Annotated in this window: 13 protein-coding genes; 8 read left to right on the plus strand and 5 right to left on the minus strand. The window is 69.3% G+C overall.

Annotated elements, in window-relative coordinates; all coding sequences use genetic code 11:
* Positions 1 to 76: 76 nt before the first annotated feature.
* The 4 genes from OC372_RS15090 (at position 77) to OC372_RS15105 (ending at position 4,075) form a co-directional block, all read left to right on the plus strand.
* Complete coding sequence (locus OC372_RS15090; protein ID WP_029262596.1) at positions 77 to 550, plus strand: FMN-binding protein; 474 nt, start codon at positions 77 to 79, stop codon at positions 548 to 550.
* Positions 551 to 564: 14 nt separating this feature from the next.
* The gene (locus OC372_RS15095) at positions 565 to 1,446 is read left to right on the plus strand and encodes an FAD:protein FMN transferase (protein WP_262002565.1); all 882 of its coding nucleotides are present in this window, start codon (positions 565 to 567) and stop codon (positions 1,444 to 1,446) included.
* 15 nt (positions 1,447 to 1,461) lie between these two features.
* Complete coding sequence (locus OC372_RS15100) at positions 1,462 to 3,036, plus strand: FAD-dependent oxidoreductase (RefSeq protein ID WP_262002566.1); 1,575 nt, start codon at positions 1,462 to 1,464, stop codon at positions 3,034 to 3,036.
* Between the two features lie 205 nt (positions 3,037 to 3,241).
* Positions 3,242 to 4,075 carry a DUF559 domain-containing protein gene (locus OC372_RS15105; RefSeq protein ID WP_262002567.1) on the plus strand — a complete coding sequence of 278 codons (834 nt, stop codon included), beginning with the start codon at positions 3,242 to 3,244 and terminating at the stop codon, positions 4,073 to 4,075.
* A gap of 150 nt (positions 4,076 to 4,225) precedes the next feature.
* Here the strand turns inward: OC372_RS15105 and OC372_RS15110 are convergent, their stop codons facing one another.
* The 3 genes from OC372_RS15110 to OC372_RS15120 all read right to left on the minus strand — a co-directional run bounded on the left by OC372_RS15110 (position 4,226) and on the right by OC372_RS15120 (position 7,530).
* Positions 4,226 to 5,734, minus strand: coding sequence for a sensor histidine kinase (locus OC372_RS15110; protein ID WP_262002568.1), 1,509 nt, complete (start codon positions 5,732 to 5,734; stop codon positions 4,226 to 4,228).
* Positions 5,735 to 5,760: 26 nt separating this feature from the next.
* Positions 5,761 to 6,489: a response regulator transcription factor gene (locus tag OC372_RS15115; RefSeq protein ID WP_029262591.1), complete on the minus strand. Its 729-nt coding sequence runs from the start codon at positions 6,487 to 6,489 to the stop codon at positions 5,761 to 5,763.
* Between the two features lie 75 nt (positions 6,490 to 6,564).
* The gene (locus OC372_RS15120; RefSeq protein ID WP_262002569.1) at positions 6,565 to 7,530 is read right to left on the minus strand and encodes an acetylxylan esterase; all 966 of its coding nucleotides are present in this window, start codon (positions 7,528 to 7,530) and stop codon (positions 6,565 to 6,567) included.
* A 123-nt stretch (positions 7,531 to 7,653) separates the two neighbouring features.
* On the opposite strand from OC372_RS15120, the gene OC372_RS15125 reads away from it, so the two are divergent.
* Positions 7,654 to 11,664: a hypothetical protein gene (locus tag OC372_RS15125; protein WP_262002570.1), complete on the plus strand. Its 4,011-nt coding sequence runs from the start codon at positions 7,654 to 7,656 to the stop codon at positions 11,662 to 11,664.
* A gap of 72 nt (positions 11,665 to 11,736) precedes the next feature.
* Here the strand turns inward: OC372_RS15125 and OC372_RS15130 are convergent, their stop codons facing one another.
* Both OC372_RS15130 and OC372_RS15135 read right to left on the minus strand, forming a co-directional pair.
* The gene (locus OC372_RS15130; RefSeq protein WP_262002571.1) at positions 11,737 to 12,897 is read right to left on the minus strand and encodes a mandelate racemase/muconate lactonizing enzyme family protein; all 1,161 of its coding nucleotides are present in this window, start codon (positions 12,895 to 12,897) and stop codon (positions 11,737 to 11,739) included.
* Positions 12,898 to 12,980: 83 nt separating this feature from the next.
* Positions 12,981 to 13,784 carry an IclR family transcriptional regulator gene (locus OC372_RS15135; RefSeq protein WP_262002572.1) on the minus strand — a complete coding sequence of 268 codons (804 nt, stop codon included), beginning with the start codon at positions 13,782 to 13,784 and terminating at the stop codon, positions 12,981 to 12,983.
* A gap of 227 nt (positions 13,785 to 14,011) precedes the next feature.
* Here OC372_RS15135 and OC372_RS15140 point away from each other — a divergent pair, with 227 nt between their 5' ends.
* From OC372_RS15140 to OC372_RS15150, 3 genes are read left to right on the plus strand one after another with little or no spacing between them, the layout of a single operon-like run.
* Positions 14,012 to 14,950 (plus strand): carbohydrate ABC transporter permease, encoded by a 939-nt coding sequence (locus OC372_RS15140; RefSeq protein ID WP_051662340.1) that lies wholly within the window; start codon positions 14,012 to 14,014, stop codon positions 14,948 to 14,950.
* A complete protein-coding gene (locus tag OC372_RS15145) occupies positions 14,950 to 15,807 on the plus strand; it encodes a carbohydrate ABC transporter permease (protein WP_105710904.1) in 858 nt (285 codons plus the stop codon). Before OC372_RS15140 ends, OC372_RS15145 begins: the two co-directional genes overlap by 1 nt.
* Before the next feature lie 52 nt (positions 15,808 to 15,859).
* Positions 15,860 to 17,176, plus strand: coding sequence for a hypothetical protein (locus tag OC372_RS15150; protein ID WP_262002573.1), 1,317 nt, complete (start codon positions 15,860 to 15,862; stop codon positions 17,174 to 17,176).
* Positions 17,177 to 17,211: the final 35 nt, after the last annotated feature.

The following is a 17,211-nucleotide window of genomic DNA, read 5'->3' on the forward strand; positions in this document are numbered from 1 at the left end:
GCCCGCGCATAGACGCGGTGCTTACGGTCGAAGGGTCGACGAACCCGTCGAACGACACCGCGCCGGGAGGACCAGCATGATCCGCACGACCGTACCGACCTCTGTCCGCAAGGGTTCCGCCATCCTCGGGATCGCGGGCCTGTTCGTCCTCGCCGGGTGCTCCGGCACCGCCGACGCGGGTGACACCCCGAACGACACCGGCAGCACGCCCGACGCCGGCTCCTCGGAGTCCTCGGGCGGCGACGCGACCGCCACCTACGCAGACGGCACCTACACGGCCGACGGTTCGTACCAGACACCCGAGACGGTCGAGCAGATCTCCGTCACGCTGACCCTCGCCGACGGCGTCGTGACCGACGTCGAGGTCACGGGCGACCCGCAGGCACCCGAGACCGAGCAGTACCAGGGCCAGTTCATCGACGGCATCGCGGACGAGGTCGAGGGCAAGTCGATCGACGAGCTGAACGTCAGCCGGGTCGCCGGCTCGTCGCTCACCAGCGGCGGCTTCAACGACGCGGTCGAGTCGATCAAGGAGCAGGCGGCCTCCTAGGCGCCTGAGGCCGCATGGCGAGCTGGCGCTTCGAGGCGATCGGAACGCGCTGGGAGATCGAGACCACGGATCCGCTCGCGGACCCGGCGCGTGCGGCGGTCGACGCCGAGATCGAGCGCTTCGACCGCGAGTGGTCCCGATTCCGTGACGACTCCGCGGTGACGCGGCTCGGACGGGAGGGCGGCTCGTTCGCCTCACCGGACGCCGCTCCGATGCTCGACGCCTACCGCGAGCTCTCGGCGGCGACGGGCGGCGCGGTCAACCCGCTCGTGGCGGCGAGTCTCGAAGCCCTGGGCTACGACGCGGGCTATTCGCTCGTCGGCGGTGACCCGGTGCGTGCTCCGGACGCCTGGCAGGCGCAGGTGTCCTGGACGACGGCCGGGGTCGCGGCATCCGCACCCGCGCTCCTCGACGTCGGCGCCCTGGGCAAGGGGCGACTGGTCGACCTGGTGATGGACGTGCTCGGAGACGTGCCCGGCGATGTGGTGGTCGATGCCGGCGGCGACATCCGGGTGCGGGGCGGCGGTGTGCGCATCGGGCTGGAGCATCCGTACGACGCGACGAAGGCGATCGGTGTCGTCGAGGTGCGCGACCGGGCGCTGTGCGCCTCCGCCGTCAACCGTCGCGCATGGGGGAACGGACTGCACCACGTGCTCGACGCCCGCACCGGGCTGCCGGTGCGCACCTGGGCGGCGACCTGGGCGCTGGCCCCCGACGCGATGACGGCGGATGCCGTCTCGACCGCACTGTTCTTCGACGGCGGACCGGAGCTCGCCGGCGCCTGGGGTGTGGAATGGGTGAGGATGAGCACCGACGGCCGGGTGCAGCACTCGCCGGGATGCCCCGCGGAACTGTTCATCGCGGGGGCGGACACGCGCCCCGCGGCGCCGAACTAGGGAAGAGTGGAGAACGTGATCACCTCATTCGCCGCCGCACGCCAGCGGGTCCTCGCGGTCCTGGGCTCGCTGTCGATGTATCGCCTCGTGCTGTTCGCGCTGATCGCCCTGGCGGTGATCGCGTTCGTGCTCTCGCTGCTCGGCGTGATCGTCTCGCCCACGCCGCTCGAGATGCTGGCGTCGTTCCTGGTGCTCGCGATCGTGATCTCGGCCGTCGACGCCGTCGCCCAGCGCATCCTCCGACTCCCGTGGCGTATCGAATCCTCCCTCGTCACGGCCCTCATCCTGCTGTTCGTGCTCCGCCCCGGCGTCGAGCTCGGCGCCCTTCTCGGGCTCGCCCTCGCCGGAGCCGTGGCGAGTGTGTCGAAGTACCTGATCGCATGGCGCGGTCGACACATCTTCAACCCGGCGGCGTTCGGTGCGGCCGTCGTCTCGATCCTCGGCGCCTTCGGGGCGTTCGAGTGGCTGGGCACCTCGTCGTCCTGGTGGGTCGGGACTCCGGTGCTGACGATCCCCGTGCTCCTCCTCGGCCTCGCGGTGCTGTGGCGCACCGAGAAGGTGCGGGTGGTGCTGGTGTTCGTGCTGGTCGCCGTCGCCACCTCGGTCGTGCGTCAGGCCGTGCAGGCCGTGCAGTTCGACATCGGCTTCGACGTGCTCACCGCGCTGCAGTTCGCGGTGCTGCAGTCGCCGTTCCTGTTCCTCGGGGCGTTCATGCTCTCCGAGCCGCTCACGCTTCCGCCGCGTCGCCGCCAGCAGCTTGTGGTGGCCGTCGTGGTGGGTCTTCTCGCGGGGTGGCCGATCTCGGTCGCCGGCCTGTTCACGCTCGGCCAGGAGCGGGCTCTCCTGATCGGAAACCTGGTGGCCTTCGCCTTCGCTCTACGCGGGTCCGTGCGGCTCGTGCTCGAACGACGCGAGTTCATCACCCCGACCGCGCAGGAGCTGACCTTCCGAGCCAAGGGTCGGGTCCGGTTCCTCCCGGGGCAGTACCTCGAGCTCGACGTCCCGCATCACCGCCCCGACGCGCGCGGCACCCGGCGGGAGTTCAGCATCGTGTCGGCGCCGGCAGACCTGCCGACGTTGCGCATCGCCTACAAGAACGGCGACCAGAAGCATCCGTCGAGCTACAAGCGGGCTCTCGCCGCTGCGGAGCCGGGCGCGACGTTCGCGGTCACGGGCACCTGGGGTGACTTCATCCTGCCGCGCAGCGATCACCCGGTGCTGATGGTCGCCGCGGGCATCGGCGTCACGCCGTTCGTGTCCCAGCTGCGTCAGCTCCAGGCCGTGGGCCAGCAGCGCGACGTGGTGCTCGTGTACGTGGCGTCCGAGGCTTCCGAGCTCGCCTTCCGTGATGAGCTCGCCGCGACGGGCGTGCGCACGGTCGTGTTCACCCGAGACGAGCCGCTCGACCTGCCCGCGCACTGGACCTGGGCGCAGGGCGCACGACTGGACGCCGAGACACTGGAGCGCACGGTCCCCGACCTCGGCAGCCGCCACGCGTTCATCTCCGGACCCCCGCGCCTGATCGCCGATCTCGCCCCCGCACTGCAGAAGGCCCGCGCCCTCACGACCGACGCCTTCGCCGGCTACTGATCCGGCTCACGGCCGGCCGGCCGGTACACCCGTCGGGAGAACGGACGGATGTCGGACGACTCGCCGCGAGGCGTCCCGACATCTGTGCATCCTGCCGACGAGTGCACGGCGCATCCACTTCTGCACATCCCGCATCCGCTTCGGATCGGCCCACAACGGGCGGAATCGATCTCTATCAGCCGTCTCGGGGCATCAGGATCGGTGGATGCTCAGCGCTCTATCCGTGACAGACCTGCATGGCGGCGTCGTGCGGGGCACACTGCTCCAGAAGTACGGAATCGACCGTCGGATGCGCGCGGATGCGGTTCATGCCGGCGCCCTGATCCGTGTGAGGACAGGAGTGTTCGCCGGGCCGAACGCAGACACGACCGTCGTTGAGGCTGCCGCGCACGGCGGGGCCCTCACCTGCGCGCACGCGTTGCGCCTGTATTGCGTCTGGGCACTCGACCCCGGCGGCCCCGTTCACGTCTGGCTGGGGGCGAAGGGCCGCACCCATCACGAGACGTGCGAGTGCGTCGCGCACTTTGACGCGGGGCACGCCGGGGTGGGGCTTGCCCCATTGGAGGAAGTACTCATCCACGTCTACCGTTGCGGCGGAGACGAGGCGTTCTTCGCTGCTGTCGAGTCCGCACTGGTGCAACAGAAGATCACCGGTGCGGCACTGCGCCGCATCCGCCGCCGCCTACCGGCCCGCGCGCACTGGTTGATCGACCTGGCGCGACCGGATGCCGACAGCGGCCTCGAGTCACTGCTCCGGCTGCGCTTGCACCTGCACGGCATCAGCCTGGACTGCCAGGTGACCATCCCGTCCGTCGGGAGAGTGGATTTCGTGCTCGACGGAAGTCTGATCCTCGAGGCCGATGGGAAGGGCAACCATGACGGCCCCGCGCATCGCCACCGTGATCTCGTGAGGGATGCCGCGGCGTCGGCTCTCGGATACGAGACGCTGAGGTTCGATTGCGCCCAGATCGTCCACGCCTGGCCCTCAGTCGAGACGGCCGTACTCGCCGCCGTCGCACGCCTGCGCGCCCGTCACTGAGGTCTTCGACGTCAGGCGTGTGCGTCTGTCGGGAGAATGTACGCATGTCGGACGAATCGCCGTGAGATGCCCCGACGGCCGTGCATCCTCCCGACATGTGTACGCCGACCAGGAGCGCGGCGGGCAGGATCTCCGCAGAGAGGCCGGCCGTCAGGCCTCGGACGCGTCGTCTTCGGCGGCAGCGGCCGCAGGGTTGACCGGGATGCGCACGGTGAAGGTCGTGTCGCCGGGCTCGCTGGCCACGGAGATCGTTCCGTGGTGGCCCTCGACGATGGCCTTGACGATCGCGAGGCCCAGTCCGGTTCCCCCGGTCTGGCGAGCCCGGGAGCTGTCGCCGCGGGCGAAGCGCGCGAAGAGCTCGTCGCGGATGGCGGGGTCGATGCCGGGGCCGTCGTCGTGCACGCGCAGCACGGCGTCCGCGCCCTCTCGCGCGACGCTCAGGGTGATCCTGGTGCCCGCCGACGTGTGCGTCCGGGCGTTCGCGAGGAGGTTCGTGACGACCTGGTGCATCCGACCCGCATCGCCGACGACCGTGACGGGCTCGTCCGGCACCTCGATGCTCCAGTGGTGGTCGGCCGCCGTCGGTCGAGCATCCGAGAGTCCCTCGAGCGCCAGCTGGGTGAGGTCGACGGTGCCGTAGACCAGCTCCTGCCCTTCGTCGAGCCGTGCGAGCAGCAGCAGGTCCTCGACGAGACGGGTCATCCGCAGCGACTGCGCCTGGATGCGCTCGAGCGACGAGGTCGTGCCCTCGATGACTTCCGGACCCTGCTCCGAAGCCGGACGCTGATGCAGGGCGCGCAGCGACAGCTCGGAGTACCCGCGGATGGAGGCGAGTGGCGTGCGCAGCTCATGGCTGGCATCGGCAACGAACCGGCGCATCCGCTCCTCGTTCTTCTGTCGCGAGGCCAGCGAGGCGTTGACGTGGTCGAGGAGTTTGTTCAGTGAGGCGCCGACCAGGCCGGTCTCGGTGCGCGGATCGGCTTCGGATGCCGGCACCCGCTCGGTGATCGTGACCTCGCCCCGATCGAGCTGCTGATTCGCGACCCTGGTCGCGGTGACCGCGACGGCGCGGAGCGGGCGCAGGCTCACCCGGATGGTGATCGCGGTGGTCAGCGCCAGCAGGATCAGACCGCCGATGGTGGCGAGGGCGATCACGGTGAGCAGCTGCGTGAGCTGGCTCTGGATCTCGTCGCGGGGGAGCCCGGTCACCGCGAGGACGCCGTTGTTCGAGGGCAGGGCCATGACCCGATACGAGCCGAGGTCGGTGAGGGAGACCGTGGCGACGGACGTACCCTTCAACGCCGCCGCGATCTCGCTCAGCTGCTCGCCGGTCAACGGCTGCAGGGTTCCGGTGAGCTCGTCGGCGGCGGTGCTCTTCACGAGGGACCCGCTGAAGCCGGTCACCGGGCTCGAGACGACGAACAGCAGCCCGGCCGGCGGAGAGTAGCGACCGGCCAGGAGGACGTTCTGTGCGGTCGCCGCCGACGGGGCGAAGGCCTCGGTGACGCCCACCAGCGCGTGCGCGCTGTTGTTCAGCTTCTGGTCGAGCTGGTCCTCCATGGTCTTGCCCAGCGTGGCGCTGGTGATGACGGCGACGATGATGAGGATCAGCGACACGAACCCGATCACGGCGGTCATCAGCCGTGTCTGCAGGCTCATCGGCCGTCTCATCATCGTCGCTGAGCTCACTGCGGAGCCTTGATCATGTAGCCGACGCCGCGGACGGTGTGCAGCAGCGGCGTGCGACCGGCATCGATCTTCTTGCGCAGGTACGAGATGTACAGCTCGACGACGGAGGACTTGCCGCCGAAGTCGTAGCTCCAGACCCGGTCGAGGATCTGGGCCTTCGACAGCACCCGTCGCTCGTTGCGCATGAGGTAGCGGAGCAGCTCGAACTCGGTCGCGGTGAGCTCGATCTCGGTGCCGTCGCGCACGACCTCGTGGCTGTCCTCGTTGAGCGTGAGGTCGGCGACGCGGAGGATCGACTGTCCGTCGTCGGTGGTCGCGTGCCCGGTGCGGCGGATGATCGCGCGCAGCCGGGCGATGACCTCCTCCAGGCTGAACGGCTTGGTGACGTAGTCGTCACCGCCGGCGGTGAGGCCGGCGACGCGATCGCCCACGGCATCCTTGGCGGTGAGGAACAGCACCGGGACGAGGTTCCCCGACTCGCGCAGCCGCTTCAACACGGACATGCCGTCGAGGTCGGGCATCATGATGTCGAGCACGAGCGCGTCGGGTTCGAACTCCCGCGCGACCTGGAGCGCCTCCATGCCGGACGAGGCCGTGCGCACCTCCCAGCCCTCCATGCGCAGGGCCATCGCGAGCAGGTCGGTCAGCATCTGCTCGTCGTCGACGGCGAGGATGCGCAGGGGGGTGCCGTCGGGGCGGCGCAGTTCGGGCAGGTCGCTGGTCATACCCCTATTCTGCGGAATCTCCTATGTGATTTCTATGGAGATCGCTATGTGTTGTCTGGGAGGCGTGGCGCGTGGTCATGCCAGCCGCTCGTCGGGGAGGGCGAGGAAGTCGACGCCGGCCTGCAGCGCGAGCCGGTCCGACAACTCGCCGATCGGTCCGTCCAGGTGCCCTGCGGCGCGGACGCTCAGGCGACGCGGCCCGGTCAGTGCGTGGTACACGGCGAACTGGCCCCGGGGGTCGACGGCCGGATCCTGCACCGCCGCGGTCACGTGCACGGGAATCCGCAGCCTCCGTGCCGCGATCGCCGCGTCGAAGTAGCCGAGCACCGGGCGGTCCTCGGGGCGTCGGAGCAGATGCTGACGCACGGCCTCCCCGCTCCCCGTGCATTTCCGCGTGAGCCGCACATCGTGGTCACCGAAGCTCGGCACGTCCAGCACGGCGCGCCGGAAGCGGGCGTCCCAGGGCAGGGCCATCGCGCCGATGCCGCCGCCGAAGCTGCCGCCGCTGAAGTCGAGGGTCCCGGCCGCCGCGGGCACCATCTCGAGCAGCACGGTGGCCGCGCGCCAGATGTCCGCCGCACTGAAGCGGTGCGAGTACGTGTCGCGGTGGGCGATCCCGGCCAGGACGTGCTCGTCGGGGAGGGCAGGGAAGCGGCTCGCGGTGCCAGCGTGGGTGCCGGGGGCGACCGGGAACATCGCGGCCGTGTCGGCGGGTACCCGGTCGAGGTCGGGCGCCGTGCGGCCGCCGTAGCCGTGTCCGACGACGAGCCCGCGGGGTGCGCTCCCGATCGTGTGCGGCAGCACCACGTAGGCCGCAGCGGCCTCACCGGCCGAGGAGTGGAAGCGGATTTCCGAGACGCGGTGCGTCGCGGTCGGCGCGAGTTCGCGGGTGGTTTCCCACGGCACGGGACCTGTGCCGAACTCCTCGAAGGTCGCGCGCCAGAAGTCGTCGAAGTCGTCCGGCTCGACGGGCGACGCGGGCGGGGTCAGCAGCGCGCTGAGTGAGTACTCGGTCAACTCGACGGGAGGATCCTGGGGCACCGCACGTGTCCTTTCGGGTGGTTCTGCCTGCTCGACGTTACCGGCGTGGCACGACGAGGCGGCGTCATGGCCCGCGAGGCCGACGCATTGACATGATCGCATACGGATTGCAGTATGTGCATCATGGATTCAATGCCTGGCGATGGAGCCGAAGACAATCCTCTGCTGTGGAGCCGACGCTCCGTCCTGCGAGCGCTCGTGATCGCGGGAGTGCTTCCCCCGGTGCTCGGGTCGTCGTACGGAGCCGCTCCCGCAGCGGCGACGGAGCTCACGACGACGGGCGGCGTGTACGCCGACGCCCTCCGGCGCCTCGACAAACCGAATCTCGCGTTCACGCAGGTCGCGCAGCTGGTCGGACAGAACCACCGGATGACGTTCTCCCAGGCCACGTGGGACGGCGGGGCCACGATCGTGCGCGACCTCGAGGTCGCGCACAACGGCGGGTGGCTGCAGGTCACCGACCCGGCGCACCGCTTCGACGAGCAGTGGCTCGTGCTGGAGGGGACACTGCCGTCGGGGAGTGCTCCCGAGCTGTACGGACCCCTGGCGCCGAGCTGGCTCGGCTTCACCTCCTACCAGGTGCTCGGCTCGCAGGCCATCGAGCTGACCACGAGCACGGACGACGTCGACCTGGTCGTCCGCTGGCGGCTCGAGGGCGCCCACCCCGAGGCGCACTACGTGCTGACGGCCAAGACCGCCGGTGACTACATCGTCGGATACCAGAGCCAGGATGCGAAGTCCCTCGACGACCTCGACGAGGTGCTGTGCGGGTCGTATCAGCACGCGCTCTCGGTGCTCGACGGATCCGCGCCCCTGGGCGCATGGGAGCTCTTCGCGCCGATGGCGCTGACCCAGTACGCCGTGGGCGATGTGGCCGTCACCTCGGGCGTGTACCTGCCCGCCGAGGTGGCCGAGTTCGTGCACGAGCGGCAGCTGATGGCCGACCGACAGCCTTACGGGATGAGTCTGCGCAACGACAGCCTCGACATCGTGCCCAGCATGTACGCGCCGCAGCCCGGGCTGCGCACGGCCATGGCCGTCGGCGAGCAGCGCGGCTTCGCGTTCGGCCTCGCGGCCCGTCCGGACACCCTGTACGGCACGTATGCGCAGCTGTGCCGGAACGAGTACGGGCTGACCGCCTACCGCAGCAACGTGTACGACCGGTCGCTCACCGACGCCGTGCACGCGATGGCGGCGCTGATCGCGGTGGAACCCGACGGAGACGACTCGACCGACTACATCCCCTCGTACTCCGGCTGGTGGAACCGCGCCAAGGGGTTCGTCGACGTGGAGAACGAGGATGCCGTGCGCGCGGCGGCCAGCGGCGTCGTCCTCTCGGCGCACTATCTCACCGGCACTGCAGACGGCACTCTGTACGACCGCCGTGCGCGGCCGCTCGTCGAGTACCAGCTCTCCCGGAAGGGCATCGGGCACACACCGATGATCGGGAGCCCGGTCTACAACGACACGAGCCAGTACCGCATCGGCAGGATCCCCACGGATGCCGTGAATCTGGCGTCGCTCTACCAGCTCACGCACGGCCGCAACGCCGGCATCCAGCGGCTCGCGGTGAAGGCGACCAAGGCCGGCGTCGTCGGGCAGAGCAGGGCGCCGTTCTCGAACGCCCTCGCGACGTACCGGGTCACCGGGGATCCGGCTTACCTGGCGGAGGCGACGCTCATCGCCCGCCGCTACTCGCAGGAGCAGATCCTGAAGCCGTACCGCAGCAACGGTCAGCCGCCCGGTGGGTTCGCGTACAGCTTCTCGAAGTACTGGGTCGACCTGCTCGAGATGTTCGAGGCGACGGGTGAGGCCGAGTTCCTCGACGGTGCGTATCGGGAGGTCCAGCGCTTCATCACGCAGACGGCGGTCCGCCCGGTTCCGGGTGGCACGGTCACGGTGCCGGCCGGCCACGTGATCAAGCAGCAGTACGACTGGGAGTCGCGTTCGTCGCTGCCGTCGTATCCGACCACGAACGTGCCGACCGAGACCGTCCCGGCCTGGTACGTGTCTCCCTCGGGTCTCACGTTCGAGGCGCTGTCGTCGTTCAAGCTCGGCGTCAGCACGCTGACCAACCCGGGCGGGGGCTATGTGTTCAACCCGTGCTGGGCGGGTGCCCTGCTGCGACTGGCGCATCACACCGGCGACGAGCTGCTGGCCGACATCGCCCACAACATGGTGATCGGCCGGTTCACGACCTATCCCGGCTACTACGGCCGACAGTTCCAGGTCGCGCACATGAAGCCCGACTTCGCGACGAGCGGTCCGGTGGGCATCACCGGGTACTACTTCCATCACGCCCCCGCGCAGCTCGGCCTCGCGATGGACTACCTGCTCAGTGAGAGCTTCTACCGCAGCGGCGGGGCGATCGAGTTCCCGCACGTGTTCGAGGCCGACTTCGCCTACTTCAAGTTCTTCGCCTACGGCCACGCCCCGGGGACCTTCTTCGGCGAGGACGGCGTCTGGCCCTATCTCCCTGCGGGGCTGATCTCGGTCTCCAATCCGCTCGTCAACTGGATCGGCGGCGTCGGCAACGATGCTCTCTACGTCAGTCTCACCAACTCCGCCGGTGCGGCGCAGCAGGTGATCGTCGACCTCGCCACCGAGCTCACGGGTATTCCCCGAGGTTTCTCGGGTGCCGTCGAGCTGGTGACCGCGAACGGCAGCCGGTCCACCGGCGCGGCCGTCAACGGTCGGGTCACCGTCAGCGTGCCGGCGCGTGGGCTCGTCGCCCTCGTCATCCGGAACGTGGACGTGCAGCGCCCCGGGCTGCCGTTCGACGACGTGGCCGATCATGGCCGCGACAGCTTCCACGAGGTCGACACCGACCCCGCCACCGACTACGGCATCGCCCGCGGGATGCTCCTGGTGCGGCCCGACGGACAGGGCTATGACGCCTACGTGCAGATCGACACCGAGCAGCAGGCGACGCTGTCGTATCGCATCGGCGGGAAGCCGGCGAAGCAGGCTCCCGCGAAGGCGTATCCCTACGAGTGGACGATCCCGGTAGACGACCTCACCGACAAATTCCGGTACACGATCACCACGGGCGGGACGACGACCGAAGAGGTGACCCTGCGGCTGCCCGCCCGGATCACCGGAGCCAACTCCGGAATCGTGGGCGACGTGATCGCGCAGGCGACGGGTACGGCCGGGGACCGCGTGCCGTTGATCTTCGAGGTGCGGAACGCGACCGGTGATCCGATCACCGGCGACATCACGGTGGCCCTGCCGGCGGGGTGGCAGCTCGACGGCACCGTACCGGCGATCACGGTCCCCGCGGAGGGCTCCGCGCGGGTGGAATCGGCGGCGATCATCGCGACGAATGCGGAGCTCGGCGAGGTCGATGTCACCGCGAACGTGACGGTCGCGGGGGAGGATCCGGTGCAGCTGCGCGCGGCCGCGATCGAGGTGATCGACCGTCGACGGCTGGTGTCACTCACCTCCGACGTCGAGATCGTCAGCGGACCGGGCGCCGTCGCGAAGCTCACCGCGCTGGTCATCAACACGGGCGTCACCCCGCTGCAGGGCACGCTCGCGCTGTACGGCGTCAGCGGGTGGAGTGTGGGGCAGCAGAGCACGAGCATCACAGTGCCCCCGCGATCCGATCTCACCCACACCTGGACGGTGACCGCCGGGTCGGGCGTCGCGCCCGGCTCGTCGACGCGGTTCGAAGCGCGACTCGATCAGACCCTGCGCCGGGGCGTGCTCGTGCGCGTCGCCGACGAGGGTGTCATCGCGCACACCCAGTCCCCGTGGCCCGGCTACCTGGAGTCCGGCAACTGGTACCCCAGTGGACTCTCGGGATGGAACGGCACGAGGACGCGGTACAGCGACTCCGACTCGGTGGGCAGCACGGTGACGTGGAACGTGGAGCTGCCGGAGGCCGGTCTCTACCGCGTCTCGGTCTGGTATCCCACGAACTCGACGACCACGACCTCGGCGGCCTACGTCGTCGAGCATCAGGACGGCAGCTCCGAGGTCGTCGTGGACCAGACACAGGGCGCGGCGGCCTGGCGTTCGCTCGGCTCGTTCCGCTACGCCGCCGGAGCGACCGGCACGGTGCGCCTCGAGGTCCGCAACACCAGCATCCACCGGGTCAGCGCCGCACAGTTCGTGCGCATCGGGAACTGACGCGGAAGGACGGGTGGGCGGGCCGGAGAGATCCGGCCCGCCCACCCGTCCTTCGTCGGATGTCGCTGCGGGTCAGTGCCGCACGTACTCCTGGATCGCGTCCTCGTCGACGGTCACGCCGAGCCCGGGGCCGGTCGGCACGACGAACCCGCCGTCAGCGCGGACCTCGAGCGGGGTCGTCAGCAGGCGGTTGGCGACGGGAAGGGTGAACGGCTGGTACTCGAAGGCGAGGAGCGACGTCGCGCTCGCTGCGACATGCACACCGGCGGCCATCGCGATGCCGAACGCGGCGGAGTGGTGCGGCGCCACCGGCACGTGGAAGGCATCGGAGACCGCGGCGATCGCGAGGCCTTCGGTGATGCCGGTGCGGCCGATGTCGGGCTGGGTCAGACCGACCGCGCGGCGGGTGAGCCAGTCCGTGAACTCGAAGCGGCTGCGCATGGCCTCGCCGATCGCGATCGGGGTGGCGAGAGCGGTCGCGAGGTCGCGGTGCCCCTCGACGTCCTCCGGGGCGAGCGGCGCCTCGAAGAACCAGGCGCGCCGGTCGTCCAGCTCGCGGCCGAGTGCGCGTGCCTCGCCGAGCCGGTACGTCCAGTGCGCATCGAGCGCGACGTCGAGGTCGGGGTGCACACCGCGGACGGCGTCGTAGGTCGCCAGGTCGGTGCGGATGTCGACACCGAGGTGCAGCTTGATCCGGCGGACGCCGCCCTCCACGAGCTCTGCGGTCTTCTCGGCGCGCTCGACGTCGTCGACACCGCGGATGCCGGAGACGTAGGTCGGCAGCACCTCGTGGAAGCGTCCGCCGGCGAGCTCGGACACCGAGAGGCCGGTGGCGTGGCCCCAGAGGTCCCAGAGCGCGATGTCGACGGCGGCCATGGCGTCGGCCTGGTGCCCGGTGAGGTGTCCGCGCTCGCGCATCGACTCGGTCATGCGGTGCCACAGCGTGCGCACCGAGCGCGGGTCCTCGCCGAGGATGAGCGGGGTGAGCAGGTTGTCGACGATCGCCGCCGCGACAACCGGGGCGACGGGTGCGAGCGCCTCGCCCCAGCCGACCAGACCCTCGTCGGTCTCGATCTTGACGAGGAGCGTCTCGTAACCGGGGGAGTACAGGCTCCGCCACGGCGGACGGATGACGTACCCGCGGTGATCCACGGCGGTGTCGCCGGCGTAGGAGTTGTTCGCATCCTCCTTCGACAGGTAGAGGGGGAAGGTCTGGACGCGCGTGATTCTCACTGGGGTCTCCAATAGACGGGGTGGTCGAACGGCCGGCGGCAGGTGCCGTCGTCAGAGGGGGGAAGCCGCAGTGCGGCCGAGGGTCAGAGCGCCGCGAACGCCGATGCGGTGCGCGACGGGCTGTACCCGAGGGCCACCGAGATCTCGTCGGCGGCTTCGATGAGCTGCAGGGCGAGGTCCTGATGCGGTTCGTGCAGGTCGAGCACGGAGAGGGGCCCGCTGGCCGAGATGCCGGCGACGATCTCACCCGCCCGGTTGCGGATCGGCGCGGCGATGCAGGCGCGACCGAAGGCGAGCTCCTCGATCTCGGTCGCGTAGCCGCGGCTGCGCGTCTCGTCGAGGGCGGTCTGCATGGCCGCGCGGTCGATGATCGTGTGCGGCGTGAAGCGCTGCGGCGTCTGCGCGAAGTACTCGTCGACCTGTGCATCGGACATGCCCGACAGCAGGGCCTTGCCGATGCCCGTGGCGTGCAGCGGTCCGGTGCGACCCGCCATGGCGAACGACTTCGGCGCCAGGGCGCCTTCGAAGTTGCAGAGGTAGGTGAAGGTGAAGCCGCTGAGCTCGGCCACGTTGACGCCGATCTCGATGCGGCGCGCCAGGTTCTGCGCGATCTGGCGCGAGGCGCGGAAGATGGGCGAGCCGTTGATCGCGACCGTGCCCAGCGAGACCGCCGCGGGGCCGAGGCGGTAGAGGCCCGTGCGGGCGTCCTGCACCACGAACTTCATGCGGTCGAGTGCCGACATCATGCGAGAGACCGTCGACTGGCCGAGGCCGGTCAGCGTGCAGAGCTCGGAGACCCTCAGCTCGCCGGATTCCTCCGTGAAGCATGCGAGCAACGACATCGCCCGTTCGACGGTCTGCGTGCCGCCTACCGATTCCGACGCCATGGTGACTCCTCCTTGGTGATGTGGCCGCATCTGCGCGACCGCGGCTCGTCGCCGTTGCCAGTCATCCTATTCAGCGAAATGGCTTCGAGCAACACAAATGTGGGTGTCTTATGCATTTTGTGGATTTCGCATCCGCATTGTGGTTAACTGGCCGCACGTCGACGTCGACGACTGTGACGACGATGCGCAGGGCCCTCCGGGGTCGTCTCTACTGGAAAGTGACTGCAATGCAACAAGCCATACTCGAGCGGCCCGCAGAGAGCGAGCAGAAGGCCGTCGAGCCTCGCTCAGGGCGGCGCTCCACGTTGGGGGCGAAGGACCGCACCTTCGGTTTCATGATCGCACTTCCCGCGGTCCTCCTGTTCCTCGTGATCGCGATCTTCCCTCTCGTGTCGAGCATCTGGACCAGCCTGTACGACCAGTCGCTGCTCCGCCCCGAGCGCACGTTCGTCGGCCTCGACAACTACGTGGCCGTCTGGGACGAGTTCTTCGCCCGTCTCGGCACCACCCTGGTGTTCGCCTCGCTCGCGACGGTCTTCCCGCTCATCCTCGGCGTCGCCCTCGCGTTGCTGCTGAACGCCCGCATGCGCGGACGCAACATCCTGCGCGGCGCGCTCATGCTGCCGTGGCTGCTGCCCGGTGTGGTCGTCTCCTTCCTCTGGGCGTGGATCTTCAACGACAGCTACGGCGTCGTCAACCACGTGCTCTCGATCTTCGGGCTCCCCGAGGTCAGCATGCTCGGCACCCCCACCGGCGCGATGGCCGCGGTGGTCATCGCCAAGACCTGGCACTCGTTCCCCTGGATCATGGTCGTCGCCCTCGCGGTGCTGCAGACCCTGCCGAGCGAGCAGATCGAGGCCGCCACCATCGACGGCGCCACGCGCGCCCAGCGGTTCCGCCACATTTCGCTGCCGCACATCGCCGGCCCCGTCACCCTCGTCGCGGTGCTCGAGTTCATCTACAACTTCGGCAACTTCGACACCATCTTCGTGATGACCGGCGGTGGGCCGGGCAACTCGACCACGACGCTCGCGGTCAGCCTCTACGACCTCGCCTTCGGCAGCTACGAACTCGGCAAGGCCTCCGCCATGGGCGCCCTCTGGCTCGTCCTGCTCGCGATCATCACGAGCGGATACCTGTTCCTCAACCGACGGCTGGAGAAGTGATGCGCCGTAGTCGCGATGTGGGGGAGTCGATCATCCGCCCCCACCTGTCCATCCCGGGGCGCGTGCTGCTCCTGCTGCTGGCCCTGTTCGGCCTGCTGCCGGTCTACTGGCTCACGGCGACGGCGTTCACGAAGAAGGAGGACGTCTTCTCCCTGGATCGGCCGTTCTTCCCGGTCGACCCGACGTTCGAGAACTTCATCGGCTTCTTCCAGAACGACCTCCTGCTGAAGAACCTGCTGAACAGCATCATCGTCTCCACCGGCACGGCACTGCTCGCGGTGCTCGTCGGTGGTCTGATGGCGTACTCGCTGTCGAAGTTCCGCTACCGCGGCCGCAACGCGATCATGTTCATGTTCCTCATCGGCCAGCTGATCCCGGGCGCACTGCTGCTCATCTCGCTGTACCTGATGCTGAGCTCGGCCGGGCTGCTGTACACCTACACGGCGCTGATCATCTCGTTCACGACGTTCACCCTGCCGCTCGCGGTGTTCCTGCTGAAGGGCATCATCGACGCCCTTCCGGACGACATCCTCGAGGCGGCCAAGGTCGACGGCCTCTCACGCACCGGCACCATGTTCCGCATCGTGTTCCCGCTCGTGGTCCCCGGTCTCATCACCGCGGGCATGTTCGCCTTCATGCGCGGCTGGAGCGATCTCCTCTTCGCCCTCACGCTCGCCGGCCCCGACAAGCAGACGCTGCCGGCAGGTCTCACCCAGGCGTTCATCCGCGAGGGCACGGCCGACTGGCCGGCGCTCATGGCGGCGTCCCTCATCACGTCGCTCCCGCTCGTCATCATCTTCGTCCTCCTGCAGCGCTACTTCGTCTCCGGCCTCGCCGCCGGAGCCGTCAAGGGGTAGCCATGCGTCTCCCGAACAGCTCTACCCCCATCACCTCGAAGGAGCAGTCTCCATGACCATCTCGAACTCACAGCTGAGCCGCCGAGCCTTCCTCGGAGGCGGCACCGTGCTCGCCGCATTCGGTGCCCTCGCGCTCGCCGGGTGTGCAACGCCCGCCGCCCCCGGCGCCGGTGCCGGAGGGGCCTCGGCCGGTGCCGCGACGGAAGCTGCGACCATCAACTTCTACGGCAACTCGCTCGGCGAGGAGGCGCTGAAGTCCGCGTGGCAGGGGATCCTCGACGGGTTCTCCAAGAAGGAGGGCGTCAAGGTCGCCCCGGTCATCTACCCGTACGACCAGGCGGCCACGCAGCTCGCCCTGACCGGGCGCTCCGGCAACCTCATGGGCGTCGGTCAGTCGGGCGGATGGCAGGTCCTCACGCCGATGAACGTGCTCGCCGACCTCACCGACCTCGCGAAGGGGCTCGGCATCCCGCAGGGCGTGCTCGACTCGTACACGATGGACGGCAAGCTGCTCGTGCTGCCGCTCACGGCCGCCGGCATCGGCATCATCACCAACGGCGAGATCGCGAAGAGCGTCGGCATCAAGTCGGGCATGACGGTGGAGCAGTTCGCCACCGCGCTCGAGAAGATCAAGAAGCAGGACAAGTCGCTGATCCCGTACGCCGCGGTCACCAAGAACCCGGACCTCAAGGACTCCGTGCCGTGGATGTGGGGCTTCGGCAGCGATGTCGTCACCGACGACCTCAAGTGCACGCTGGGAGACGCCGAGAGCGTCGAGGCCGTCACCTGGTACAAGTCGCTGCAGGACCAGGGTCTGACGCAGACCAACGTCGCCCGTAGCGACGCCCGCATCCTGTTCGCCAGCGGCCGGGCCGCGCTCTACGACGACGCCCCGCTCGCCTCGACCTTCGTCAAGACGAACGGTGCCGCGCAGAACATCATCGACAACATCGGGGCGATCTCGCGTCCGACGGCCGGGGGCAAGGACTCCTTCAACCGGGCGTGGGGCAGCGGCGTGTTCGCGACGGCGGGCGAGGGCGAGCTCACCAGCCGCGACTTCATCCTCTATGCGGCGACCAACGTCGAAGCGGCGACGGCGCTGTACGAGAACTCCGCCGTGGCTCCGGCCGCCAAGAGCGTCGCCGACAAGATCCCGGCGCTCGCGGCCGACAAGTTCCAGGGCACGTTCCGCACGGAGGTCTCCGAGCACGCTCGTGGCGCCGCGTGGGACCGTGTCGCCGTGACGGCGCAGATCGATGCCGCGATCGGTGCCGGGGTCGCGACGATCCTCGCCGGTCAGGTCGAGGCCCAGGCCGGGCTCAACGCGCTGAAGAAGGAAGTCCAGGGGCTGCTCGACTCCAACGCCTGAGCCCCCGCACGAAGAAGGCCGCGTCCCGAAAGGGG

Origin of the sequence: Microbacterium sp. Mcb102 (assembly GCF_024519805.1) — a bacterium.
In the GTDB taxonomy this organism is placed as follows: Bacteria; Actinomycetota; Actinomycetes; order Actinomycetales; family Microbacteriaceae; genus Microbacterium.

Excerpts from the sequence above, each read along its gene's own strand:
- OC372_RS15090 (WP_029262596.1), top strand. The coding sequence starts at position 77 with ATGATCCGCACGACCGTACCGACCTCTGTCCGCAAGGGTTCCGCCATC.
- OC372_RS15095 (WP_262002565.1), top strand. The coding sequence starts at position 565 with ATGGCGAGCTGGCGCTTCGAGGCGATCGGAACGCGCTGGGAGATCGAG.
- OC372_RS15105 (WP_262002567.1), top strand. The coding sequence starts at position 3,242 with ATGCTCAGCGCTCTATCCGTGACAGACCTGCATGGCGGCGTCGTGCGG.
- OC372_RS15110 (WP_262002568.1), bottom strand. The coding sequence starts at position 5,734 with ATGAGCCTGCAGACACGGCTGATGACCGCCGTGATCGGGTTCGTGTCG.
- OC372_RS15115 (WP_029262591.1), bottom strand. The coding sequence starts at position 6,489 with ATGACCAGCGACCTGCCCGAACTGCGCCGCCCCGACGGCACCCCCCTG.
- OC372_RS15125 (WP_262002570.1), top strand. The coding sequence starts at position 7,654 with ATGGATTCAATGCCTGGCGATGGAGCCGAAGACAATCCTCTGCTGTGG.
- OC372_RS15135 (WP_262002572.1), bottom strand. The coding sequence starts at position 13,784 with ATGGCGTCGGAATCGGTAGGCGGCACGCAGACCGTCGAACGGGCGATG.
- OC372_RS15140 (WP_051662340.1), top strand. The coding sequence starts at position 14,012 with ATGCAACAAGCCATACTCGAGCGGCCCGCAGAGAGCGAGCAGAAGGCC.
- OC372_RS15145 (WP_105710904.1), top strand. The coding sequence starts at position 14,950 with ATGCGCCGTAGTCGCGATGTGGGGGAGTCGATCATCCGCCCCCACCTG.
- OC372_RS15150 (WP_262002573.1), top strand. The coding sequence starts at position 15,860 with ATGACCATCTCGAACTCACAGCTGAGCCGCCGAGCCTTCCTCGGAGGC.